This is a genomic window from Thalassospira sp. MCCC 1A02491 (assembly GCF_001613785.1).
Lineage (GTDB): Bacteria > Pseudomonadota > Alphaproteobacteria > Rhodospirillales > Thalassospiraceae > Thalassospira > Thalassospira povalilytica.
In genome coordinates this window covers 136,701-160,250 of the sequence record NZ_LPVX01000002.1, presented here as the reverse complement: position 1 = coordinate 160,250, position 23,550 = coordinate 136,701, and the positions used below count along the sequence as shown (strand labels likewise).

Below are 23,550 nucleotides of genomic sequence, written 5' to 3'. Positions count from 1 at the left end.
TCAGCCTTTCGGGTTCTCGGCGCTCCACCACAGATCGACGGGGACGTCAGTCTGTTGCAAAATTGCGCGAACCGGCATTTCTTCAATATCGGTGCCGTTTTTCGCGGTTTCAAAGGTCGACCATTTGGATTGTCCGGTAATATGGATCCCAATATACCGGGCGTTGAGAATGGCAGGTAACGTCATGCTGATGCGCGGGACCGGGGATACGGTCGGGCGTGCAGCGGCGACGACCTCGCCATGTTCGGGATAAAGCCCTTTGCGCAGGGCTTCGGGGGTTGAGGACGGGAAAAGTGATGCGGTATGGCCGTCATCCCCCATCCCCAAAAAGACAATATCAAGCGGCCAGTGCAGTTCGGTTCGCAAACGCGCACTGACGGTGGCAACCGCGTCTTCGGGGCTGCTATCGGATGTTTTAAGCGACACAAAGCGGGCATTCTGTGCTTCGTTGATGAACAGATTGTCGCGCACCAGCTTTTCATTGGACTGATCATCATCAAGCCCGACCCAGCGATCATCGCCAAGGGTGACAGTTACCTTTGACCAGTCCAGACGGACGGTCGACAGGGTCTGGAAAAGCGGTTTGGGAAACCGGCCACCGGCAACAGCAATGCTGGCATGGCCGCGGGTCGCGATGGCAAATTCCAGTCGTTCGACGGTTTCCTTGACCAATGCCGCGAGCATGTCATCGCCGCTTTTGAAAATGCGTTCGTTAATCATGTTTTCTTCCCGAATTGGGGTCATGCTGAATATGTGGTGCCCCGGCCTTTTGGCCAGGGCCGCACCATCCTAGAACCCGGCTTCTTCGTTCCAGGTCCGTCCATCACGTTCGATCAGCGCAATGGCCGCAGACGGGCCCCACGTTCCAGAAGTGTAGCCTTTGGGCGTGATATGATTGTTTTTCCAGGCTTCCTGGATCGCATCGACCCATTGCCATGCAATATCCTGTTCATCGCGACGTACGAACAGCGTGTTATTGCCATCAATCGCATCAAGCAAAAGACGTTCATAGGCGTCGGGACTACGGCCCCCGAATGCCTCGGCAAAGGACAGGTTCAGGGCTGTCGGACGCAACCGGACAAGCCCCGGCCCCGGGTTCTTGTTGTTCAGAACCAGATGAATGCCGTCGTCAGGCTGCAACCGCAGAACCAGCTTGTTGGCCTGATAGTTGGTCATGGATTTGGCCAGCGGGAAAATCTGATGCGGGACGTCGCGGAACTGGATCACGATTTCCGAATGACGTTTGGGCAACCGTTTGCCCGTGCGCAGATAGAACGGAACACCCGCCCAGCGCCAGTTGTTCAACTCGGCCCGGATGGCAACAAAGGTTTCGGTCGTGCTGTCGACATTGGCACCTTCTTCTTCAAGGTAGCCCGGCACTTCCTTGCCGCCCACCGCGCCCTTGCGGTACTGGCCGCGTACGGTGGAACTGTCGATATTGCTGTCATTGATCGGTTGCAGCGCCTTAAGAACTTTTACCTTCTCGTCACGCACCGCGTCCTGATCAAGAACATAGGGCGGTTCCATGGCGACCAGGCACAGCAACTGCAACATATGGTTCTGAACCATGTCGCGCATCGCACCGGCATCATCATAATAGGACCAGCGCCCTTCGACCCCGACTTCCTCGCCGACAGTGATCTGTACGTGGTCAATATGCGCACTGTTCCAGAGCGGTTCGAACATCGCATTGGCAAAGCGCAGGATCATAAGGTTCTGCACCGTTTCCTTGCCAAGATAGTGGTCGATACGGAAAATCTGGTTTTCCTCGAACACTTCGCCGATCTGGCCGTTGATTTCACGGCAGCTTTCAAGATCGTGGCCCAGCGGCTTTTCAAGCACGACGCGGGAATTGGGCGTTACCAGCCCGACCTTTTTGAGGTTAAAGGCCATGTCGGCAAACAGGGACGGACTGGTCGAGAAATAATAGACGCGATCACGATCGGGCTGATCGGAAAGCTTTTCATACAGGACTTTGAACCCGGCCTCGTCGCCGGCGGAAACCTGCACATAAGCGATGCGGCTTGCGAATTTTTTCCAGATTTCGGCGTCGAATTCGCCCTTGGGGATGAATTTTTGCCCGGCTTCTTCCAGCTTGGAGCGGAATTCCTCGTCGCTATGTTCGCTGCGCGAAGCGCCAAAGATGCGGGTTTCATCGTCGAAACGCCCGGTACGTTCCATTTCATAAAGTGCGGGGAACAGTTTCCGTAACGCCAAATCTCCGGTCCCACCGAAAATCACGATATCAGCGATACGATGCTTAAGCCTTTGTTTCATTCTGCCCTTAGCCTTCCAACGTTTCCTTCCTGTCGCCAAGGTGGGACCCCGGATCAATCGATCCTGGCAGGCGACGGGAACACGGCATTTTTACCGTGATAACACCACCGGCATTCCCGATGGTGCTTGTGCATTTGCTGGCAAAACCATTCTGACGGGTGCCCAAATGGTTCAAAGCCGGCTTGTTTATCATGACCAGACAACACGCATTTCTGCGATTTTGAACACCTGCCAGCGGGATTTGGTCATGGCAGTATTCTGTTATCTGACCAATTGTACCGATTCAAACAGCAATGCTGTGTCCTGATCAACAGTGCTGCGCCAGACCGGTCGCAAAGCGCACTGTTACACGATCTCAGGGGGTAAGACCACTGCGATCAAGCGCGAAATGGACCGTTTTACCGGAATCCGGTTTAACCGTAACAATTTGTTGCGAAACATGCTACGGATCTCCCGTCATCAATGACGAGTGACACAACCTTACTGCACAGTAGCAAAAGAAGAAAAACAACTTTTAAAGTCAGAAAAACAAACCGGCTTTCTGAGCGGCCTACCAACTGATCAAACGACGGCAACGACAGCCCAAATCGCGAACCCCCATGACAGTAGCAAGCAACCGGCTGCAACAAATTTCAATCTGTTATTGAGCCAGTAATACCGCTCGACGCGCTCTTCGTATTTCAAGGCTGACGGCGCAGAGGTATTGACCAAATCGAAGTATTTTTTTGCAGCTTTCGGATCAGCATAAATTTGACGTTCCATGACGATTTGGCACATCCATCGGCACGCTAGAAAACAAGCCCCACCAATGCCCGCCAATACGATTGCAAAGCTGAACACGCACGAGATTTCAGGCGTCACCAACTTCTGTGCTGCGGCGTTAGCAAGTAAACCGAGCGTGGCACCCGATGCAATAATGCCAACCCCCAGGAACTTCATATATTGTTCCCATAAAAAACACAGCTTACTCGAATAAAACTCGACTTGAGCTTCTGTCAGCTCACCTTCATCGCCCATATCCCCTCTCCGATTGATGTCGCCGTTGAGTATTCCGTTAAGAGTATGCGCAAAGACGAAAAAAATGAACAGTGAAGGGGGCCGAGTCATCCCATGGGTGCTATTTACAAAAAATCGCCACCGCATTGTCAAGACTCGCGCAAAAGCACCATTTTCTGCGGCTTTCATTCCACCTGACGGCCTGAAATAATGCTGAATGTTCTCATTTTCCGATCAAAATGAGAACATCCGAGGACACCATATATTTATTTAAAAACAATGACTTAATTAAATGCCCCGGATTTTGTTCCAATTTTGTTCTTGCGAGAACAAAATCAGAACAGTATGGTTTCTTCAGACAGATCGAGGAGGACATACCATGCACAAACTGATCGAAAACCCGACCCGCCTGAACGAGCTTTGCAGCACTGTTGCGATTGTCGGCAGTACAGGTTTCTTCCTGTTTGTGATCGCCCTGGGCATGGCACAAAGCCTTCGTGGTCTTGTCTGAAACGTTCCGCAACGTTTCTTGTGAATTCGAATTGAAATCTGTGAGGCCCGGACTTTAAGCCACCATTGCTTTTGTCCATCACGGGCATCTGGCCGGCAGGCAACCCCGCACCCATACCCTGTCCCGCCTGTCGGCCAGAGCTTCCCCAATGCCCGACTTCCCTTTTGGGCCTTATGACGACTGAAAATATACTCCGCACGACTTGGCGCTGCTATTCCCCGATAGCAGCGCCTTTTCTTTATGCGTACAGCTGGATCAACCAACCGTCGCACATTGTGCCAAAGGATGGCGCACCAGATTTTGGGCGAGTCCGCTTTTCTGATCGTTTTTGCGGCCCGCCCAGCGGAGGGCAATCATTTCAGGCTTAAAACACTTATTGCATTGCAACAGTTTACGCTGCGTTGCAAAATTTCACTCGACAGGCTGGCAAAATTTCGTTTGAATCAACAAAGAAAACGATAATTTGGAATTTCATCATACTTTATGGCTATTGCAAGTAAGCTGAACTGTCGTAGGCTTTGACGCAATAACAGGATTTCTGATCACATCTTCACGACCCGATGGTTGTGGATCAAAACGGCATCAATCAATCCCGAGCCCGGATCAGAACCCGAATACCAAGTCGTATCGCACAGCCAGACGCCCATACGACCATAAACAGGATGAAATGCCGTAACCAGTTGGTGATACAGGCCCGAAGGCCGGTCACCCGGGAGTGAGAGTAAATGCTGTATCACCTTTATGAATTGCAGCACGCCACAATAAGCCCGCTTCGCATGGCTGCTGATGCCAGCAAAAAGTGGCTGCGCAATCCGGCCAATCCGCTGTCCTATACCCATCAGGGTCGGGCAGCAGCGGCCGCATGTGACGTGTTCACCCATTTTACCCACCGTTACGGCAAACCGGAATTCGGGCTTGAAACCACGACCATTGACGGCGAAACCGTGCCGATCACCGAAGAAATCGTTCATAGCGAGGCCTTTTGTGATCTGTTGCATTTCAAGCGCGAAACCGATCACTTGAAAACCCAGCCCGATGATCCGCGTGTGCTGCTTGTCGCACCGCTGTCGGGGCATTTTTCAACGCTTCTGCGCGGCACGGTCGAGGCATTGCTGCCCGATCACGATGTTTACATCACCGACTGGATTGATGCGCGCACCGTTCCGGTTCATCAGGGGCATTTCGACCTTGATAGCTATATCGATTACCTGATGCGGTTCCTGCGCAAGCTTGGCCCCAACACCCACATGATTGCTGTGTGTCAGCCATCCGTGCCGGTGGTCGCCGCCGCATCCCTGATGGCAGCCGGCAACGAGAAATGCCAGCCGGCCTCGATGACCCTGATGGGCGGACCGATCGATACGCGTGAAAACCCGACCGAGGTCAACAATTTCGCAAAACAGCACAGCCTTGACTGGTTTGAACGCCATGTCCTGTCGCATGTGCCCCTGCCCCATGCCGGTGTGATGCGCCGGGTTTATCCGGGCTTCATGCAGCTTGCCGGTTTCATGAGCATGAACTGGGACCGCCATGTATCGGCCCATCATGACATGTTCCTGCATCTGGTCGAAGGTGACGGCGAAAGCGCCGAAGCCAAGCGATCCTTCTATCAGGAATATCTGGCGGTCATGGATATGACGGCCGAGTTTTATCTTCAGACCCTTAAGGTCGTGTTCCATGAACACAGCCTGCCCGAAGGCACCATGCGCTGGCAGGGTGTGCCGGTTGATCCGTCTGCCATCACCAAGACCGCCCTTTTGACGGTCGAAGGCGAACGCGATGATATTACCGGCATGGGTCAGACCCGGGCTGCGCACAAGCTGTGCAGCAACCTGCCCGACAATATGCGCATGCATCATCTGCAACAGGGTGTTGGCCATTACGGCGTGTTTAACGGCCGTCGCTGGCGCGAACAGATCAGCCCGCGGATCAAGGATTTCATCCGCCGCCACGATCACGAAGGCAAAGGCGCCCGCAGCGCCCCGAATATCGCGCGCATCAACGCCGCCGAATAATCGGACCCGACCGAAACATTGCCAAAGCCGCCAGCCCCGTGCCGGCGGCTTTTTGGTTTTGCCCCCCCGACACTCATCAATCCTGAACTGCACGGCCTTCACCGCCGTAAAACATCACGCAACCACCCACGCAAAGCACAATCCAGGGGACGCAGATGTCAGGCATTGAAACACCGCACTTCAAAAGCATCCCGACCGGTCAGATCGCGATTGTCATCGGTGCAACCGGCGGCATTGGGGCCGCCTTTGCAACCCATCTGCACTCATCAGGGCATTTTGCCAAGGTGCTGACCTATGGACGCAAAACCCGTCCGTCACTTGATTTCGACATCCCCGAAAGCATCGATGCCTGTGCACGGGATGCCCGCATGCAGGCCGATGCACATGGATGTGACATTGCCCTGATCATTGATGCGACCGGTTATCTGCATGATGAAAGCTTTCAGCCGGAAAAGTCCCTCCGTCAGATTGACGCGGCCTATATGACCAAACAGTTCCGGATCAATGCGATTGGCCCGGCATTGCTGATGAAGCATTTTTGTCCGTTGCTGCCGCGCAAGGGCAAGGCCGTCTTTGCGACCCTGTCGGCCAAGGTCGGCAGTATCGGTGATAACCGGATGGGGGGATGGTACGGATATCGTGCCGCCAAGGCGGCATTGAACCAGTTGGTCAAAACCGCATCGATTGAACTTGCCCGCAACAAGCCCGATGCCATTTGCGTTTCCCTGCATCCGGGAACGGTCGATACCGGCCTTTCCGGCCCGTTTGCCAAATCGGGCCTTGATGTGCAAAGCCCCGAACAGGCCACAGCCAGGATGCTTGCGGTGATTGACGGCCTGACACCCCGACAATCCGGCGGGTTCTTTGCCTATGACAGCCAGGAATTGCCCTGGTAATTCCTGGTAATTGCCCTGGCAAAGGTGTCGTTCCGTCAAAAACAGGCCGGTCAGTCAAACAGGCCGGTCAGTAACCCGTGCTGAAGCAGGATGATTGTTTTGGCATCGCGAATGCGGCCATCGCTTATCATCGATGCGATATCGTCAAAGGCGATTTCAAGAACGTGGATATCCTCGCCTTCTTCGTGCAGGCCTCCGCCATCGCCTTCGCGGTGATCACGGCGGACTTCGGCGACAAAAAGATGCAGCCGTTCCGTGACCGAGCCCGGGCTCATGAAAAGATCAAAGACCTTTTGCGGTTTGCCGATGCGATAGCCTGTTTCTTCCTCGACCTCGGCAATCACGGCTGCTGCCGGATCACGATCATCAAGCAGACCGGCAGGAACTTCGATCAGCATGCCGTCGGGGTTGCCATTGACAAAGGATGGCAGGCGGAACTGCCGGGTCAGGATCACCGTCCGGTCGGCCCGGTTATAAAGCAGAATGCCCGCCCCGTTTCCGCGTTCATAGGCCTCGCGGGTTTGATGTTGCCAAGATCCGTCCGACCGTTTCAGATCAAAACTGACACGATAAAGGTGATACCAGTTGTCAGACAGGCATTCGATATCGTCTATGCGGATATTGGCAAGATCGGGAATGGACCAGCCTTTTGGAAGATCGACCATTGGACACCCGCCTTTGTTCAGCGTTTGAGAAATGCAGACAAGGTCAGCAATACGGCTTCGGGCTTTTCGGCATGTACCCAGTGCCCGGCACCCTTGATGCTGGTGAAGGCCGCCTTGGGAAACAGTGATTTGATGTGGTCGCGATCACGGGAATCGACATAATGCGAATTTGCCCCGGAAATAAACAGAACATCCCCGTCATAGGATCCGCTGACATCCGACTGTGGCCAGCCGGTAATGTCATCAAGATGGGCCGCCATGGCGTCAATATTGACCTGCCAGGACATTTTGCCGCTGTCCTTGTCTGTTGTGACATTCTGGGCCAGGAACTGACGCACGCCTTTTTCCGAAACCCCGGATGACAGTGCATCTTCAACTTCGGCGCGGCGGGTGACCTTATCGAAATCGACCCCCCGCATCGCCGTGATATAACCGGTATAGTCATGATCATAGGCCACCGGCGCGATATCAACGATCACCAGATCGGCAACCAGTCCGGCATTGGCCGACAATGCCAGCACCATTGATGCCTTGCCCCCCATCGAATGCCCGATAAGATGAACCGGCTTATCGGAAACGGACCCGATCAGTTCGGCAAGATCGGCCGCCATCGCGCCATAGGTCATATCCATATCCCAGCCCGACCGGCCGTGATTGCGCAAATCCGCCGTGACCACATGGTATTTTTCCGCCAGCCGACGGGCAATCGCGGTCCAGTTCCGGGCCTGACCAAACAGACCATGGACAATGACAATCGTACCGTTGTCGCGATTTTCTTCGCCAAAGGCGTAATGGGCGAGCTTCATAAAACCAACTTTCCGGGATCGGGAATGGGACAGCAATCCCCCCCTTAATAACCGTCTGTCGGGCCAAGGTGAAGCATACAAACAAAAACACCCCCGCATGGGAGGATTGCGGAGGTGTTTTTAAGGGTGCTGATCATGTCAGCACCGGAATTCTTGGTACTGGCGATATTATGCGCCAGCCGGTACGCCACCGTGCGGCTTGCGGTTGGCACCGAACAGTGCGCCAACTTTGCGAACCAGAGCAGCAAACATGTTGCGCATTGCAACAGCACGGAGACGTTCTGCTTCGCGCTGCAGGGCAACCAGGTCATAATCACGATACATTTTCATGTCCGTTTCCTTTCAAAAGCATCCCGCGCTTGTCGCGTCTGGGTTTTGCGTTGTGTTCTCTGAAAACGGGTTTACGCCTGTTTTTGCATTCCCACGAGAAGAGTTTTCTCACTCCACCCATGCACACAGCGCATACCGTGAAACATTTCCGCCATAATCTTATCATGCGCAGAACGCATGATCGTATCATGACAAATAACGTGCTCGTTTTGCTGGATTTTCTGCCCCGCCGACCGGCCCGATGCCCGCGCATTCCACTAATATAAAGGGGTTCGAGGCATCGCAGCCCGTCGATTTACGCCATTGCCGCAGAAAAAACAGCTATGATTGATGCTTTGCACTGCATGGATTTTTGCCAAACACGGCAAATTCAAACCGGTTTTTCCGCGGAATCCGACTCATCAATTTTGCATAGCTTTGTCAGGATCGCAGGACGGCAATAGCAACAGGCAGAATGATCGCTTTGCGATCCGCCCATTTCAACCGGCCGGAACCGCATTTGACCGCATCCCCTTTCCCGGTTCAGTCCCGTGACTGAACCGGCTCGAGCGGGGCCGTTACTGCCCGCCAATCGCGTAATTGAGGTATTTGGGTTCAAGATATTCCTCAAGCCCCCAATGACCACCTTCGCGCCCCTGCCCGCTTTCCTTCACGCCACCAAACGGTGCGCCTTCGTGGCTGGTGGTGCCGTCATTGATCCCGACCACACCGGTTTCCAGATTGTCGGCAATGCGCTGAATACGGCCGATATCGCGACTATACAGATAGGATGACAGACCGGTGCGCACCCGGTTGGCAAGTTCGATCACCTCATCCTCGGTCGCAAAACGATAAACCGGTGCTACCGGGGCAAACAGTTCCTCGTTAAAGCAGTCGGCATCATGGGGCACATCGGTCATGACCAGCGGGCGGACAAAATGTCCGCCCTTGGGCCGTTCGGCCCCATAGACCAGCGTGGCACCGGCCTTGCGCGCATTTTCAACAAGACGTTCGACCTTTGCCACCGCCTGCCGATTGATCAGCGGACCGATTTCGGTCCCCGGGACAAAGCCGTTGCCGATGGTCTGGGCATTGCTTGCGGCAATGAATTTTTCGACAAACGCATCATAGACCCCGCCCTGAACAAAAATGCGGTTGGCACAGACGCAGGTCTGACCGCTGTTGCGGAATTTGGAAATCATCGCCCCGGCAACAGCCGCATCAAGATCGGCATCATCCATCACGATGAAGGGCGCATTGCCACCCAGCTCAAGCGACAGCTTTTTCACAGTGGGTGCGCATTGCGCCATCAACCGTTTTCCGACCTCGGTCGAGCCAGTAAAGGACAGCATGCGAACGCGTTCATCCCCCGTCAGGGCCTCGCCGATCGGCTGGGGCTGACCGGTAACCACATTGAACACACCGGCCGGGAACCCGGCCTGTTCGGCAAGCTTGGCCGCGGCCAGCGCCGAAAGCGGCGTATCTTCGGCCGGTTTGACAACAACCGTACAGCCCGCCGCCAATGCCGGGGCGCATTTGCGCACCACCATGGTCAGCGGGAAGTTCCAGGGCGTGATTGCCGCAACGACCCCCACCGGGTATTTTTGCACGACAACGCGACGATCGCGCTGGGTGGCGGGCATGGTCTGACCATAGGCGCGCTTGGCTTCTTCGCCGTACCATTCGGCATAGGCAATCGCCCCGATGACTTCGCGCAAGGCCTGATCATAGGGCTTGCCCTGTTCAAGGGTGATCAGTGCCGCAAGGTCTTCCTGATGGGTTTCAAGCAGATCGCGCCAGCGCCGCAGGATGGCGGCACGGTCTTTTGCCAGTGTGCGGGACCAGCCGGGAAAGGCATCATGGGCGGCATCAATCGCGCGCCTTGCCTCGGATGTGCGCATGAACGGAACGGCACCGATCACATCCCCGCGGGCCGGATCAATCACATCAAGAGTCTCGCGGCTGTCGGCATCCTGCCAAAGACCGTTGATATAGGCATGCCTCAGATCCCATTCACGGATCATGTTGCGGGCACGCGCACGTCCTTCGCGAATGGCTTGGTCATCAGAATTCGAAACAGTTTGCGGGGTGGCAGACGACATAACGGGGCAGTTCCTTTGACGCGAGATACGAAAAAACTGATCTACTCACGCGCTTGTGATTCCGGTTTTCGGGGCGCAACTGGGACAATCGGTCCTGACCCTAATCCGAGCGACGGGCAGGAAGCAACAAGATGCTTCTTATACAGATAAGAATCAAACGCCCGCTTGGCGATCAGAGAGACCCCGCAAAATACAACAGAGAGAAGCCATGAAGCACCTTGTGACTGCAGGACTGTTCAGCGCCATGATTGCCGCAGGCAGCATGATGCCGATCAACGCCTTTGCCGACGAGACAATGGACAATGCCACGGTTCAGAACCGCCAGATGCTGATGGATGGTATCGGCGGGGCGATGGGGACCCTTGGCTGTTACCTTAAGGGAGACTGCAACCTTCCTGATCCGGTATTGCGCAATCTGGCAAATGGCATCGCCTTTGCCGCAGACGCCGCCCCGGCAGCTTTTGAACCCAAAACAATGGATGCAACCGTCAAAACCACGGCAACCGACAAAGTCTGGTCGGATTGGGATGACTTTGCCGGACGGTTTCCGGAACTGAAAGAAGCAGCATTGGCAATGGCCGCCGCAGCCGGTGACAAATCGGCCATGGGGGCCGCGATGGGCAATCTCGGCAAGTCGTGCAAAGGCTGTCACGAGACCTATCGGTCGAAATAACCTAACCAACGAAATTGCAAACACTGGCCCGTCCCTACCCCTGGATGGGCGCCCCCGGTCCGGTTTTCACCCCACATGCTGTCAGCGCAGCACACCGGAAAATTCAGGCCGGGGGCATTTTCCCCTTGGCACGGCGGATCAGATGATGATCCGCCGGCCGTTTATCCGCACGCGACTATCCGCGCGCAACCGTCACCATCGCCCAGACAATGACGGCACATACTGCGAGAATGGCAATCCCGGCAATTGGCGAGGCAAAGCGGATCTGCGCGAAGCGGGCCGCAAGTTCGGCCGGAACCGTCCGGGCCCCGGTAATCATTGCACCGATCAGATTTTCGCGTTTGACCACAAGATAAAACAGGGCTGCAAAAACATGCAGCCCGACCATCGCATAGATCAGATTGATGTTGGTGTGATGGATCCAGTTCATCGTGCTGGCAAGATCGGAACTGACATGGGCAACAAGCGGACCATCAAAGAACAGGAAGGTATCTTCGCTCGCAAACAGGCCACTTACCGCCTGCACCGCGACAAGAACCAGCAACACCATCACCATCCAGCCGCCGGCCGGATTATGCCCGGCATAGGTCAGATCCGCCATTGATCCCCGGGGGATCCGCAGCGCATAGCCAATGACCTTTTTCGGGCCTTTGATAAAGGATGCAAAGCGCGCGTTCGAACTGCCGACAAAGCCCCAGATGATGCGAAACAGCACAAGGGCCAATACGGTGTAACCGGCAATGGCGTGAATATCGATCATCAGTTCCCGGTTGGTCCACCATGCCGTGACAATGGCCGCAACCAGCGACCAGTGAAACAGGCGTACCGGGAAGTCCCAAAGTTTGACTTTCTTTTCATCCGGCTTTTCATCCGACATCTGATTGCTCATCAGGTCCTCTCCTGGCGGGACGGTTGGTCATGAACACTATAGTGATAATGACCTGTATTGCGCCGATGAACAGATCAAATTGCGGTTACCACATTCAAAAAACGTGAAAATTTGGCAACAAAACCATTCTCTAATTGAAAATCATTATCACAAGCAGTATCACTTAAACGGAAGCATAGGGATCAGGGTGACTATCGGGGAGCAAATTTCTTCATTTGCGCAAGATGTTTTGCCGCTCTGATCCGCGGGGCATTGCCCTTGGCTCACTTTCAGGGATAGATGGGAACTCCTATGAAAATCGCAAAAATTCTCGGGACGGCCGCATTGGTGTCGACCCTTGGTGTGCAGGCATATGCCGCACCGGGCGCCAAAGACGTTCTGACGACCTATGCCGACATCGCGCATGCCGGTTATGAAGATTCACTGATCACTGCCAAAGAACTTCAGGCTGCTATTGATGCACTGGTTGCACAGCCGTCGGCAGAGACCTTTGGTGCTGCGAAATCTGCCTGGTTGGCAGCACGCGCGCCTTATCAGCAGACCGAAGTATATCGCTTTGGCAATGCCATCGTTGATGACTGGGAAGGCAAAGTTAACGCATGGCCGCTTGACGAAGGCCTGATCGACTATGTCGAAACCGGTCTTTATGGCGAAGAAAGCGAAGAAAACCCGGCATACACCGCCAATGTGGTCGCCAACCCGACCCTGGTGATTTCCGGTGAAACCATTGACGCATCGACCATTGATGCTGCTTTGCTTGAGAGCCTGCATGAAATTGACGACGTTGAATCCAACGTTGCCACCGGCTACCACGCGATTGAATTCCTGCTTTGGGGGCAGGACCTGAATGGAACGGGTGCTGGTGCAGGTGCACGTGAATGGACCGACTATGCGGCTGGCGATGCATGCACCAACGGCAATTGCGACCGTCGTGGTGCGTATCTCAAGGCGGCTGGCGATCTTCTGGTATCCGACCTTGAATGGATCACGGCACAGTGGGCCGAAGGCGGCGAAGCACGCGAAACCGTTCTTGAAGGTGATGGCGTTCCGGGTCTGACCGCAATCGTCACCGGCATGGGTTCGCTGTCCTATGGCGAACTGGGCGGCGAACGCACCAAGCTTGGCCTGCTGCTTCATGATCCGGAAGAAGAACATGATTGCTTCTCCGACAACACCCATAACAGCCACTACTATGACGCGCTGGGCATCCAGAACGTTTATCTTGGCCGTTACACCCGTGTTGACGGTTCGGTCGTTGAAGGCCCGTCGCTTTCCGATCTGGTTGCGGCAAAAGACGCAGCCCTTGATACCGAACTGCGTGGCAAGCTTGCAACGTCGGTTCTGGCTGGCAAGGCAATGGTTACCCGCGCACAGGGCGGCGAACATTTCGACCAGCTGATTGCCATGGGCAATGACGAAGGCAACGCTGTTGTCCAGACCTTTGTCGATGCCCTGGTTGACCAGACCAAATCGATCGAGCAGATCATTGCCGCTGTCGGCATTGACGGCATCGAGTTCGAAGGCTCCGACAGCCTCGACAATCCGTCTGCAGTCAACTAAGCCTTTTTACGGCACCTGCCTTGAAGGCATTGAACGGCGGGGGATGTGTCTCCCGCCGTTTTGCTTTTTATAATAATGACAAGAACCGAACCCGCCATGAAACGTCCCGCTTATGCCCTGCGCTATATTCTGTCATCCGGTCTTGTAATGGCCAGTTTGATGGCACCGTTGATCCCTGCCCGTGCCGACGATCTGTCTGCATCGGCCCTGCCCGGCGGGGACGCTACATGGCCCAACGCAGATGGCCGGAATGTTTTCACCCATTATTCGGCCAATATGACCTTTGAAAAGCGGCTTGATTTCAAGCTTGGCGAGGCCCTTTTTCAAAGGCTTTGGGTGACCGCCCCGACCCGGACAAAAACCGCCGATGGGCTTGGCCCGCTGTTTAATTCGCGTGCGTGCAGCGGATGCCATATCCGCAATGGTCGCGGCCATCCGGTTGATGAAAATGCCCCGGGTGACGGCGCGACTTCGATGTTGCTGCGCCTGTCGATCCCGCCGCAAACCGCCGATCAGTTGCGCGACCATCTGGATGGCAAGATCGCAACCATTCCCGATCCGGTTTATGGCGGGCAGTTTCAGGACTTTTCAATCCCGGGCATCAAGGCCGAAGGCCGGGTGAAGGTTACCTACCAGACCAAAGATGTCAGCCTGGCCGGGGGTGAAGTCGTCACCCTGCAAAAACCCGATTACCAGATGACCGAACTGGCCTATGGCCCGCTTCATCCCGATGTGATGGTTTCTCCGCGCCTCGCACCGCCGATGATCGGTCTTGGCCTGCTTGAAGCCATCCCCGACGATGTGTTGCTGGCGGCGGCTGATCCCCAGGATCGTGACGGCGATGGCATTTCGGGCCGGGTCAATCATGTCTGGGATATTGCCCGCGGACAGTTGGCAATTGGTCGATTTGGCTGGAAGGCCGGGATGCCGACACTTGATCAGCAAAACCAGAATGCCTTTCAGTTTGATATCGGTCTGTCGACCCCGCTTTATCCCAACGGATCGGGCGATTGCACCGAAACACAGAAAAACTGCCTGACCGCGCCGGATGGCAATGACCCGGAATTCGAAAATCTCGAAGCCCATTCGCAGGTCACCGATCTTGTTTTGTATTATACGCGCAACATCGCCCCGCCTGCGCGCCCGGATGCCCATGATGCCGATGTCGTTGCCGGGCAGCAGATTTTTGCTTCAATCGGTTGCGCATCCTGCCATACGCCGCGCTATCAATTGCCCGAACGCCCCGACATGGCCGAGCAATCCGGACAGGTGATCTGGCCCTATAGCGATCTGTTGCTGCATGACATGGGCGAAGGACTTGCCGATCATCGCCCCGAAGCACAGGCATCGGGACGCGAATGGCGCACCCCGCCGCTTTGGGGAATTGGACGGGCAAAACAGATTGATCCGCGCGCGCAATTCTTGCATGACGGGCGGGCACGTACCATTCTTGAAGCCGTACTTTGGCATGGTGGCGAAGCCGAAGCTGCGCGCAATTCTGTCACATTGCTGCCACCATCTGAGCGCAGGAAACTGCTTGCATTTCTCAAGTCACTTTGAGTCTGGCATGGGTTGCCCCGGCGCCAAGCCCTTCAGATCAAGTGAATATTCGGAAAAGACATATGCTCCTGAAATCATGTTCGCGTCTTATGCTTCTTTCAACCACCGCCGCAATTGCGATTGGTTTTGCAGCCCCGAACGCACATGCCGATATCCCGGATGAAAATTACCGGCCGGTTCTGAACCATCTTCTTAATGAAGTCATGCCGCCGAAACTTGATGACTTTCACAAAGCCAATGCGCAACTCAGCACGTCGATCACGGATTTCTGCGCTGATCCGGATGCCGATGACCTGAAAGATGTTCAGGAAGATTTCCATCAGGCAATGGATATCTGGCAGGAAATCCAGCCATGGCGCATGGGACCGATGGTTGCCAATGGCCGCGATCAGCATATCGAATATTGGCCAGACAAGCACGGCACCGCCGCCCGCCAGTTCCGGAAATTGCTGTTTAGCAAACCAGCAGGCTATACCGATCCCGAACAGCTGTCAGAAGCCAGTGCCGCCCTTCAGGGGTTCCCGGCACTTGAAGAAGTTCTGTTTGATCCCAAAAACACCGCCCATCTGACAAGCGGCGACGAAGACGGCGTGTACCTTTGCCAGTACGGGGCTGCCATTGCCACCAATCTTGAAACGATTGCTGGGGAATTGCGTGACGAATGGCCGGAATTTGCCGATGCCATGGCGACAGCCGGCCCCGACAACATGGATTACCCCACCGCCAAATTTGCCGCGACCGACCTTTATCGCGCCCTGCATGAAGGTATCCTGATCATATCGGCCCAGAAACTTGGCAAACCGCTTGGCGATAACAAGCAGGACGCCAAGGCCAGCCGCGCAGAAAGTGAAGTATCAAAACGGTCACTTCGCAACATCGCCCATAACCTGACCGGTCTGTTTGCGATCTATGATGGCAAATGGGGCGATGTCGGCAGCGAAGGAACCGGTCTGGCTGCCCTGATTGACAGCAGCCTTCTGGATCGTTCGTTCCAACTGAACTGGCAAACCGTGGTCGACACGCTTGATGGTCTTCCTGCCTCGGTCGAGGAACTTCTGGCCCGGCCTGACGGGTATGACAAGCTGGCGGAATTCAAATCCCAGATCGATTTTCTGACCACGCTTGTTGAAAACGATATTGGTGGCAATACCCAGCTTGGCGGCGGGTTCAATGCGCTTGACGGCGATTGAGCCCCCCTGACCGGACCTGAATACGGAGGATAAAGTGAGACATCAACGTCGCGAGTTTCTGAAACTCATGGGGGTTGGCGGGGCAATTACCCTGTTGCCGATTGATATCGCCCGTGCGGCCGGCGCGCCGGCACCCGAAGATCGCGCGGTCTATATCTCGGCCAGTGCCGGGGATGCCGATGATTATTATGTCAGCGCGTTCAACGCATCGGGCAAGATCCTGTTTGAACAGGCCCTGCCGGGACGCGGACATGATATCGGTCTCCGACCCAATCATGTTGATGTCGCAGCCGTTGAACGCCGCCCCGGCCTTTACGGACTGATCCTTGACCGTCATAGCGGCGATGTCCGTGCCAAACTGCATTGCCCGGAAGACCGCCGGTTTTATGGACATGCCATTTATTCCAATGACGGGCGGTTCCTTTATATCACCGAGAATGACTTTGATCATGCGCGCGGTGTTGTGTCGGTCTGGGATGCCGAGGATGGTTATCGCCGGGTCGCGGAATTTGACAGCTTTGGCACCGGGCCGCATGAATTGCACCTGATGCCCGGCGGCGAACAGCTGGTGATTGCCAATGGCGGGTTGCATACCCACCCGGATTTCGACGGGCGCACTGCCCTTAATATCGATTCGATGGAACCCAATCTGTCGATCATTGATCGACGGACCGGTAAACTGATCCATCAGGCGTCGCTGAAACATGACTGGCACCAGCTTTCCATCCGTCATCTTGATGTCGCAGCCAATGGTACCATTGCCGCCGGTTTCCAGTATCAGGGCGAGATCAATGATCAGGTGCCGCTTGTCGGCATCTGGCAACCGGGCAAGAAAATCCGCCCGATCGAGGCCCCCGACAATGTCCAGTACCGCATGCGCCAATATTGCGGATCGGTGCGCTTTGACGCATCGGGCCAGGTATTTGGCATTTCGTGCCCGCGCGGCGGGCTTGTGACATTTTGGGATGCAAAGACCAATGGATTCCTGACCCATATCGCGGCCCCGGACGGATGCGGACTTGCCGCAACCGATCGCCCGGGTGAATTCGTCGGCACCAGTGGCCTTGGCAATGGTTGGCGTCTTGATGCGATTCGCCGAAAACGCGTAGAACTTCCCGACGATTCTCATAAATCGCTGCATTGGGATAACCATTTGCGGCGTATTACAGCCTAAAGGCATCCCGAATGAATGTTGATAAAACCCGCACAAATGCTGCGGGTTTTATCGTTTTAGCCCCATAGAAACCGCAGAAAACCGGCAGATTAACCGACTGTTTTGGTCGGGCTATTTAAATAAGACAATTATCAACTAAAAATTTTACGCAAATGAGAACGATTTTCACTTGCGCAATGTTTTTCCCTCACCTATAACAGGTCTCGACACAGCCCGCGAATGCAACCCATTCGCATTTGTCCCCAAAACGGCTTGTCTCTCACCTACGGGTCCTCTCTCCCCGTAGGCCTCTCAAGGTGGAATAGCGGTGGTTATCGATGCGGGAAACGATAACCGCCGCTTTCTCTTTTCGGGACCTTTTTCCTATCGCGCGGTGCGCAGGGCGATCAGAAGACGCAGGCTGTTGATGGTCACAAGGACAGTCGCCCCTGTATCGGCAAGAACAGCCAGCCACAAGCCGGTCAAGCCGGTGATCGACGTCACCAGAAAGACGGCCTTGAGGCCAAGTGCAATCGTGATGTTTTCACGGATCACCCGACGCGCCGCACGCGACAGTTTGACCAAATTGACGACATCCCCAAGGCGATCCTTGACCGCGACCGCATCGGCGGCCTCAAGCGCGATATCGGTGCCGCCACCAATGGCAATACCGACATCTGCGGCCTTAAGAGCGGGCGCGTCATTAATGCCATCGCCAACCATTGCGACCGGGCCGGAACGTTTCGGATCATCCCGAAGGGCCGTCAGGGCATCAAGCTTGTCTTCGGGCATCAGTTCGGCGCGATAATCCATGCCAAGATCGGCTGCCATGCGTTTGGCCACACGGGTGGCGTCGCCTGTCAGCATCACCGGGGTAATGTTAAGCCTGTTAAGTTCAGCAAGGGCGGCCTTCGCATCGGCGCGCGCCACATCACGCAGCGCCAATGCACCGATGATTTGGTCGTTTTTAAGGATAACAACCGCAGTACTGCCGTCTTCTTCCTGTGCGGTCAGCCAGCCCGCCATATCGCCATTCGGTGTGATACCAAGCCGGTTGGCCGCACCCACCTGATAGGTCGCACCATCAATTTTGCCTTCGACACCGGCACCGGCGATGGTTTTGGCATCTTCGATCACCGGCAATTCAAGGTTCCGGTTTTCCGCCGCCGCCACAACGGCACGGGCCAACGGATGGGACGTCACGGTTTCAAGCGCCGCGGCAATGGTCAGAAGGCCGTTTTCGCCATAGCCATCCGTGGTTTTGATCGCGGCAACTTTCGGCCTTCCTTCGGTCAGGGTGCCGGTCTTGTCAAACGCCATGGTGCGTACCGCCCCGATCAGCTCCAATCCCGCACCGCCCTTGACCAGAAGGCCGATCCTGGTGGCACGTGCCAAGGCCGACGTCACAGCAGCCGGTGTTGAAATCACCAGCGCACAGGGGCAGCCGATCAGAAGCAATGCCAAGCCGCGATAGATCCATTCTTCCCAGCCCTGCCCGAACAGAACCGGCGGGATGATAACGGTCGCGGCGGCAAGCGCCATGATGATCGGTGTATAGATACGGGCAAATTTTGCCACAAACCGTTCGACCGGTGCCTTGTGCTTTTCGCTTTGTTCGACCAGCTCGATCACGCGATCAAGCATGGTCTGTCCGGCAGCACGGGTAACCGTGATCCGCACCGGGCTGTCCGTTACAATCGCACCGGCAAAGACGTCATCGCCCGTCTTGCAATAGACCGGAACAGATTCCCCTGTCAGATGGCTGTTATCAATATCAGCCGCCCCCGATTCAACCACACCATCGGCCGGGACCCGTTCCCCGGGGCGGACTTCAACAAGATCATTCAATGCAAGTTCCGTCGGTGAAACGGTCTGAACGCCATCGCCGGCTATGCGCCGCGCCTGTTCGGGGGCCAGCTTCATCAGGGCCTTGACCCCGCTTCGTGCGCGACCGGCGGCAACACCTTCAAGCCGTTCGCCAATCGCAAACAGCAGAACGACCGTACCGGCCTCAAGACTTTCGCCAATCGCCACCGCCCCGATGACGGCAACCGACATCAGAAGCTCGATCGAGAAAATCGCGCCGCTTTGCGCCAGTCGCATCGCTTTTTTCATCACCGGCACGGCCGCCAGAACCGATGCAACCGACATGGCATAAGCCCCGAATGACGGGATCATCACCCCCAGCAGACCGCCCAGTGCCAGACAAATGGCCGCAAAGGCAATTTCATCATTTTCAGACGACCAGGGTACAAACCGCCGTTTGATACCGGTACCGGTACCGGCATCAGTATCAACATCCGCAACTTTTGCGGTTGCGTGGTGACTGTGACTGGCCGAATTGGGGGCGCCATCCTGGCCACATGCATCGCCGGCGCAACAGGATGTATTGCGCGGGGCGCCCGCCATACCGGGTGCCGTTTTCTCGCGGGCCGGATAGCCCAGCTTGTTCAGTAACGAAGTAACCGCAGCGCGATCAGATTGGCGATCATCATCTAGGCCAAGAGTAACGGTTTCGCGCATCATCGAGACATCGACACAGGACACGCCATCCATTTTGCCAAGGGCGGTTTCGATCTTGGCAACACAGGATCCGCAATCCATGCCCGACACCTGCCAATGGTAATGGCGTTTCGCATCGGCCTGACGGGCAAGAATATCCCGCAAGGTGGCGTCTTCATCGGCACTGATCGGTGATGATGTTGATATCCCCTGCCCGTCCCCGGAAATACCACGCCCCGGAATGGCCCGCGAAAGAACATCAATCAATGATGCGCGGCACTGCGCACAGTCACCAATTGCCGGAAGGTCTTCCCATTTTGCGACGAAGGACATTCATCACCTCATAAAATCAAATTTTCATTCATATATTATATTCAAACTATGCTTCATATATTTATCTGTCAAGAACATTCAAATACGGATTTGAATGTTTGGAAATGCCATGCGTGACCGGCTAGTCACCTGCCCGGCAATCATCCCTCAAGCAGCTGAATCAAAACAAAATCAGATCAGTCGTGCGTCACATGTGCAAAGACATCACGCACCACGCGCGAAATATGTTCGTCATCGATCTGATAGAAAATATGCCGGCCGCGGCGCTCGGATGCCAGAATCCGCTGATCGCGCAAATGGCGCAAATGATGGCTGCAAAGCGATTGCGACATGTTGGTTGCATTGGCCAGCTCACTGACGGTCTGCGGGCGCTCCATACACCGCAAAACCAGCTGCAACCGCCCGGCATCCCCCAAAAGCGAAAAGATCTTTGCCGCGGCCTCGATATGGGGCAGTGACAGGTTCGCACCCACAGCACGTGACGCATCGCGCGTGACGGCTTCACCCTGTTCGGTGCTCAGACCAAGACGGGCTGCCGTATCGCATTCCTGGCAATCTGTTTCGGTTGGCGACGTCATGACCTTACTGACCGGGGCTTTGCCAACTGGGGATTTGGCGATCGGGGATTTGGTTTTGCTTTCTGACATGCCCCTATTTTCCATGACAGCCGATCCAAGGCAAGGGGAACTGAATCCAAACACCGTGATACGATCCACGACACTGCCGATTTCCAATTGTCCCGGCCCCTGCCCGATTGAAAAAATCACAAGGGAACGCTCGACACCGCAAGTCCGATACCCGCGACCTCCGCCGATACCGCACCGCGATCGGTCAATTTCGCATTGACTCTTTTCGATAATTTATTCATGTTTTACATTAATTATATAAATCGATTCGTGAACATCCTCTGACAGGAGCCCCACCATGGCCACCCCATCCACGTCACATGCCATGAAGCCCGATACCCTTAAAAATGTTCGCAGGCTCAGCACCCTGCTTTATTGGGGATGTGCGGTTGCGATCGTTCTTCAGTTTCTTGCCATTCCAATGGTCTGGTATCTGCCGGGATGGGTCGAAGCCAGCACCAGCCAGATGACGGTCAGCCTTGCAGAATTGCACGCGCTTTCGGGGTGGCAGAAATATGCCACCATGCTGGTGATGATGATCCCGTCATTGATCATGGCCTATGGGCTGCTTCACCTGCGCAAGATGTTCGGGGCCTTTGCCCATAACGCGATTTTTCAGCCTGAAACGATCCGTCATCTTAAACTGTTTGGCGTCGCGCTTCTGGTGCAAACACTGGCCAAGCCGCTGGCCGGGGCTGTGACATCAGTATTGGCGACCTTCCACCGCCCGGCCGGTGAACGGATGCTGTCCATTGGTCTTGGCAATGCCGAAGCCAGCACGCTTTTCCTTGGTGCGCTGATTATCGTGATTGCCTGGGTGCTTGGCGAAGCGGCCCGGATTGATGATGAAAACCGGAGCTTCGTCTGATGGGGATTGTTGTCCGACTTGACGTGATGCTCGCCACCCGCAAAATGAAATCCAAGGATCTCGCCGCCCGGATCGGAATCAGCGAACAGAACCTGTCGCTTTTGAAATCGGGCAAGGTGCGCGGCGTACGCTTTGAAACCCTGGCTGCGATCTGCAAGGAACTAGACTGCCAGCCCGGTGATCTGCTGGAATTTGTTGCAGATGACTGACTTCCGGCGCCAGACCATTTGATCCGGAATGCATGCAATCAACGTAAAGCCAACATTCTCATAACTTTACGGGTGCCCTGTGACATACGAGCTTTTCATTCTGCTGTTAAATGCCCTGCTGTGCCTGGCCTTTCCGTGGGCCTACAATTACGCCTATGCCAAACAACCCGGTGTTGGCGGCAAACGGCTGATGGGCAATCGTGACGGCCTTCCGGAACGTGTGGGCATGGCCGCACGCGGATTGCGCGCACATCAGAACCATCTGGAAAACCTCGTACCGTTTGCAATCATCACCCTTGTCGCACAGGCAACCGGCGTTTCGAATACGATCACCATCGCCTGTGCGACTGTATTTCTTCTTGCCCGCCTTGCGCATGGCGGGTTGTATCTTTCCGGGATCGAACATATCGGCCCGGTAAAAGGTGTGCGGTCCATTGCCTATTTCGTCAGCCTGTTTGCCATGCTGGTCTATGCCGCACAGCTATTTCTCCATGCCTGACACAATACCGGGTTCCACCCGAAACGATGCGGCACTTGCCGCAACGTGATTGTTTTGCCTAAATGAAGCCAATAAAGCGATGACACCATCGTAAAAAACACAAATGCTTCAGGAGAGGACGGAACAGATGACACAAAAGATCGCCTTGGTCACAGGGGCTGCGCGCGGGATCGGACTTGCCACCAGCAAACTGTTCATCGAACAGGGCTGGAAAGTGGCAATGATTGATCGTGACGGGGATGAACTGACGCGAGCTGCAAGCGCGATGACGGATGGCAAGGCATTCATCTTTGATGTTTCCGTCCCCCAACAGGTCGATCAGATGATTGACGGTGTTCTTTCGGAATTCGGCCGGATCGATGCAGTGGTCAACAATGCCGGGGTCGCCGATTTCCTTCCGGTCGAAGAAACCAGCTTTGCCGCCTGGCGCCGGATCATGGAAACCAACCTTGATGGTGTATTCCTGGTGTCGCAGGCGGCCATTCCGGCGCTAAAGGAAACCAAGGGTGCTATTGTCAATATCGGCTCGATCTCGGGCCTGCGCGCATCGACCCTTAGGGTGGCCTATGGCACGTCAAAGGCCGCCGTCATTCACATGACCAAACAACAGGCCGCCGAACTTGGCGAATACGGCATTCGCGCCAATTGCGTCTGCCCCGGCCCGGTAAAAACCAAACTTGCAATGGCAGTCCATTCAACCGACATCATATCAGCCTACCTTGATGCGATGCCGCTTGGCCGATATGGCACGGAAAATGAAATCGCCGAAGTCATCCATTTCCTGTGCTCGGACAAGGCAAGTTTCGTCACCGGTCAAATCGTCGCCGCAGACGGCGGGTTTGAAACAACCGGCGTTGGCCTGCCAGCGCTGCGCCGAAAGTAAAGGCAATGACCCCATGCGCCCGCTTCGC

The 23,550-nt window shown here is 55.3% G+C and carries 22 protein-coding genes; 12 read left to right on the top strand and 10 right to left on the bottom strand.

What is annotated here, in order from left to right; all coding sequences use genetic code 11:
* The 3 genes from pgl to AUQ42_RS01310 all read right to left on the bottom strand — a co-directional run bounded on the left by pgl (position 1) and on the right by AUQ42_RS01310 (position 3,294).
* Positions 1-720: a 6-phosphogluconolactonase gene (gene pgl / locus AUQ42_RS01325; RefSeq protein WP_068517181.1), complete on the bottom strand. Its 720-nt coding sequence runs from the start codon at positions 718-720 to the stop codon at positions 1-3.
* Positions 721-789: 69 nt separating this feature from the next.
* A complete protein-coding gene (zwf, locus tag AUQ42_RS01320) occupies positions 790-2,277 on the bottom strand; it encodes a glucose-6-phosphate dehydrogenase (protein ID WP_068517136.1) in 1,488 nt (495 codons plus the stop codon).
* Positions 2,278-2,838: 561 nt separating this feature from the next.
* Positions 2,839-3,294, bottom strand: coding sequence for a hypothetical protein (locus AUQ42_RS01310; RefSeq protein WP_156480798.1), 456 nt, complete (start codon positions 3,292-3,294; stop codon positions 2,839-2,841).
* Between the two features lie 358 nt (positions 3,295-3,652).
* Between AUQ42_RS01310 and AUQ42_RS16055 the strand changes: the two genes are divergently transcribed.
* From AUQ42_RS16055 to AUQ42_RS01300, 3 genes are all read left to right on the top strand, one after another.
* Entirely contained in the window at positions 3,653-3,784 is a 132-nt protein-coding gene (locus AUQ42_RS16055; protein ID WP_255355705.1) for a hypothetical protein, read from the top strand.
* 725 nt (positions 3,785-4,509) lie between these two features.
* Positions 4,510-5,799 (top strand): polyhydroxyalkanoate depolymerase, encoded by a 1,290-nt coding sequence (locus AUQ42_RS01305; protein ID WP_068517133.1) that lies wholly within the window; start codon positions 4,510-4,512, stop codon positions 5,797-5,799.
* Positions 5,800-5,954: 155 nt separating this feature from the next.
* Positions 5,955-6,695: an SDR family NAD(P)-dependent oxidoreductase gene (locus tag AUQ42_RS01300; protein WP_068517132.1), complete on the top strand. Its 741-nt coding sequence runs from the start codon at positions 5,955-5,957 to the stop codon at positions 6,693-6,695.
* Between the two features lie 50 nt (positions 6,696-6,745).
* On the opposite strand, the gene AUQ42_RS01295 is transcribed toward AUQ42_RS01300, so the two are convergent.
* The 4 genes from AUQ42_RS01295 to AUQ42_RS01285 all read right to left on the bottom strand — a co-directional run bounded on the left by AUQ42_RS01295 (position 6,746) and on the right by AUQ42_RS01285 (position 10,499).
* Positions 6,746-7,360, bottom strand: a complete 615-nt coding sequence (locus tag AUQ42_RS01295; protein WP_082817659.1) for an NUDIX domain-containing protein — start codon at positions 7,358-7,360, stop codon at positions 6,746-6,748.
* 17 nt (positions 7,361-7,377) lie between these two features.
* On the bottom strand, positions 7,378-8,166 hold the full coding sequence (locus tag AUQ42_RS01290) for an alpha/beta fold hydrolase (protein WP_068517131.1): 789 nt from the start codon (positions 8,164-8,166) through the stop codon (positions 7,378-7,380).
* A 168-nt stretch (positions 8,167-8,334) separates the two neighbouring features.
* Complete coding sequence (locus tag AUQ42_RS15715) at positions 8,335-8,496, bottom strand: RSP_7527 family protein (protein ID WP_156480797.1); 162 nt, start codon at positions 8,494-8,496, stop codon at positions 8,335-8,337.
* Positions 8,497-9,053: 557 nt separating this feature from the next.
* Positions 9,054-10,499 (bottom strand): NAD-dependent succinate-semialdehyde dehydrogenase, encoded by a 1,446-nt coding sequence (locus AUQ42_RS01285; RefSeq protein ID WP_068517179.1) that lies wholly within the window; start codon positions 10,497-10,499, stop codon positions 9,054-9,056.
* Between the two features lie 298 nt (positions 10,500-10,797).
* On the opposite strand from AUQ42_RS01285, the gene AUQ42_RS01280 reads away from it, so the two are divergent.
* Positions 10,798-11,250: a cytochrome c gene (locus AUQ42_RS01280; protein WP_231856644.1), complete on the top strand. Its 453-nt coding sequence runs from the start codon at positions 10,798-10,800 to the stop codon at positions 11,248-11,250.
* 175 nt (positions 11,251-11,425) lie between these two features.
* On the opposite strand, the gene AUQ42_RS01275 is transcribed toward AUQ42_RS01280, so the two are convergent.
* Positions 11,426-12,139: a cytochrome b/b6 domain-containing protein gene (locus AUQ42_RS01275; protein ID WP_228195781.1), complete on the bottom strand. Its 714-nt coding sequence runs from the start codon at positions 12,137-12,139 to the stop codon at positions 11,426-11,428.
* Positions 12,140-12,430: 291 nt separating this feature from the next.
* Here AUQ42_RS01275 and AUQ42_RS01270 point away from each other — a divergent pair, with 291 nt between their 5' ends.
* The 4 genes from AUQ42_RS01270 to AUQ42_RS01255 all read left to right on the top strand — a co-directional run bounded on the left by AUQ42_RS01270 (position 12,431) and on the right by AUQ42_RS01255 (position 17,623).
* A complete protein-coding gene (locus AUQ42_RS01270) occupies positions 12,431-13,699 on the top strand; it encodes an imelysin family protein (RefSeq protein ID WP_068517129.1) in 1,269 nt (422 codons plus the stop codon).
* A gap of 96 nt (positions 13,700-13,795) precedes the next feature.
* Positions 13,796-15,259, top strand: a complete 1,464-nt coding sequence (locus AUQ42_RS01265; RefSeq protein WP_068517128.1) for a di-heme oxidoredictase family protein — start codon at positions 13,796-13,798, stop codon at positions 15,257-15,259.
* A 62-nt stretch (positions 15,260-15,321) separates the two neighbouring features.
* Complete coding sequence (locus AUQ42_RS01260; RefSeq protein ID WP_068517127.1) at positions 15,322-16,449, top strand: imelysin family protein; 1,128 nt, start codon at positions 15,322-15,324, stop codon at positions 16,447-16,449.
* A 34-nt stretch (positions 16,450-16,483) separates the two neighbouring features.
* Positions 16,484-17,623, top strand: coding sequence for a DUF1513 domain-containing protein (locus tag AUQ42_RS01255; protein WP_068517126.1), 1,140 nt, complete (start codon positions 16,484-16,486; stop codon positions 17,621-17,623).
* Between the two features lie 363 nt (positions 17,624-17,986).
* On the opposite strand, the gene AUQ42_RS01250 is transcribed toward AUQ42_RS01255, so the two are convergent.
* On the bottom strand, positions 17,987-20,437 hold the full coding sequence (locus AUQ42_RS01250) for a heavy metal translocating P-type ATPase (protein WP_068517125.1): 2,451 nt from the start codon (positions 20,435-20,437) through the stop codon (positions 17,987-17,989).
* A 176-nt stretch (positions 20,438-20,613) separates the two neighbouring features.
* Positions 20,614-21,084 carry a helix-turn-helix transcriptional regulator gene (locus AUQ42_RS01245; RefSeq protein ID WP_068517124.1) on the bottom strand — a complete coding sequence of 157 codons (471 nt, stop codon included), beginning with the start codon at positions 21,082-21,084 and terminating at the stop codon, positions 20,614-20,616.
* A gap of 277 nt (positions 21,085-21,361) precedes the next feature.
* Between AUQ42_RS01245 and AUQ42_RS01240 the strand changes: the two genes are divergently transcribed.
* The 4 genes from AUQ42_RS01240 (at position 21,362) to AUQ42_RS01225 (ending at position 23,522) form a co-directional block, all read left to right on the top strand.
* Entirely contained in the window at positions 21,362-21,931 is a 570-nt protein-coding gene (locus AUQ42_RS01240; RefSeq protein WP_231856643.1) for a DUF2975 domain-containing protein, read from the top strand.
* Complete coding sequence (locus AUQ42_RS01235; protein ID WP_068517123.1) at positions 21,931-22,140, top strand: helix-turn-helix transcriptional regulator; 210 nt, start codon at positions 21,931-21,933, stop codon at positions 22,138-22,140. The genes AUQ42_RS01240 and AUQ42_RS01235 overlap by 1 nt, the downstream gene beginning before the upstream one ends.
* Positions 22,141-22,219: 79 nt before the next feature.
* Positions 22,220-22,639, top strand: a complete 420-nt coding sequence (locus AUQ42_RS01230; protein ID WP_068517122.1) for an MAPEG family protein — start codon at positions 22,220-22,222, stop codon at positions 22,637-22,639.
* Positions 22,640-22,766: 127 nt separating this feature from the next.
* Entirely contained in the window at positions 22,767-23,522 is a 756-nt protein-coding gene (locus tag AUQ42_RS01225; RefSeq protein ID WP_068517121.1) for an SDR family NAD(P)-dependent oxidoreductase, read from the top strand.
* Positions 23,523-23,550 lie beyond the last annotated feature (28 nt).

Bases quoted from the DNA above. Each gene is read 5' to 3' on its own strand.
- AUQ42_RS01235 (WP_068517123.1), top strand. From the start codon at position 21,931: ATGGGGATTGTTGTCCGACTTGACGTGATGCTCGCCACCCGCAAAATG.
- AUQ42_RS01295 (WP_082817659.1), bottom strand. From the start codon at position 7,360: ATGGTCGATCTTCCAAAAGGCTGGTCCATTCCCGATCTTGCCAATATC.
- AUQ42_RS01265 (WP_068517128.1), top strand. From the start codon at position 13,796: ATGAAACGTCCCGCTTATGCCCTGCGCTATATTCTGTCATCCGGTCTT.
- AUQ42_RS01305 (WP_068517133.1), top strand. From the start codon at position 4,510: ATGCTGTATCACCTTTATGAATTGCAGCACGCCACAATAAGCCCGCTT.
- AUQ42_RS01310 (WP_156480798.1), bottom strand. From the start codon at position 3,294: ATGGGCGATGAAGGTGAGCTGACAGAAGCTCAAGTCGAGTTTTATTCG.
- AUQ42_RS01225 (WP_068517121.1), top strand. From the start codon at position 22,767: ATGACACAAAAGATCGCCTTGGTCACAGGGGCTGCGCGCGGGATCGGA.
- AUQ42_RS01245 (WP_068517124.1), bottom strand. From the start codon at position 21,084: ATGTCAGAAAGCAAAACCAAATCCCCGATCGCCAAATCCCCAGTTGGC.
- AUQ42_RS16055 (WP_255355705.1), top strand. From the start codon at position 3,653: ATGCACAAACTGATCGAAAACCCGACCCGCCTGAACGAGCTTTGCAGC.
- zwf (WP_068517136.1), bottom strand. From the start codon at position 2,277: ATGAAACAAAGGCTTAAGCATCGTATCGCTGATATCGTGATTTTCGGT.
- AUQ42_RS01250 (WP_068517125.1), bottom strand. From the start codon at position 20,437: ATGTCCTTCGTCGCAAAATGGGAAGACCTTCCGGCAATTGGTGACTGT.
- AUQ42_RS01270 (WP_068517129.1), top strand. From the start codon at position 12,431: ATGAAAATCGCAAAAATTCTCGGGACGGCCGCATTGGTGTCGACCCTT.
- AUQ42_RS01300 (WP_068517132.1), top strand. From the start codon at position 5,955: ATGTCAGGCATTGAAACACCGCACTTCAAAAGCATCCCGACCGGTCAG.
- pgl (WP_068517181.1), bottom strand. From the start codon at position 720: ATGATTAACGAACGCATTTTCAAAAGCGGCGATGACATGCTCGCGGCA.
- AUQ42_RS01260 (WP_068517127.1), top strand. From the start codon at position 15,322: ATGCTCCTGAAATCATGTTCGCGTCTTATGCTTCTTTCAACCACCGCC.
- AUQ42_RS01290 (WP_068517131.1), bottom strand. From the start codon at position 8,166: ATGAAGCTCGCCCATTACGCCTTTGGCGAAGAAAATCGCGACAACGGT.
- AUQ42_RS01240 (WP_231856643.1), top strand. From the start codon at position 21,362: ATGGCCACCCCATCCACGTCACATGCCATGAAGCCCGATACCCTTAAA.
- AUQ42_RS15715 (WP_156480797.1), bottom strand. From the start codon at position 8,496: ATGAAAATGTATCGTGATTATGACCTGGTTGCCCTGCAGCGCGAAGCA.
- AUQ42_RS01275 (WP_228195781.1), bottom strand. From the start codon at position 12,139: ATGAGCAATCAGATGTCGGATGAAAAGCCGGATGAAAAGAAAGTCAAA.
- AUQ42_RS01285 (WP_068517179.1), bottom strand. From the start codon at position 10,499: ATGATCCGTGAATGGGATCTGAGGCATGCCTATATCAACGGTCTTTGG.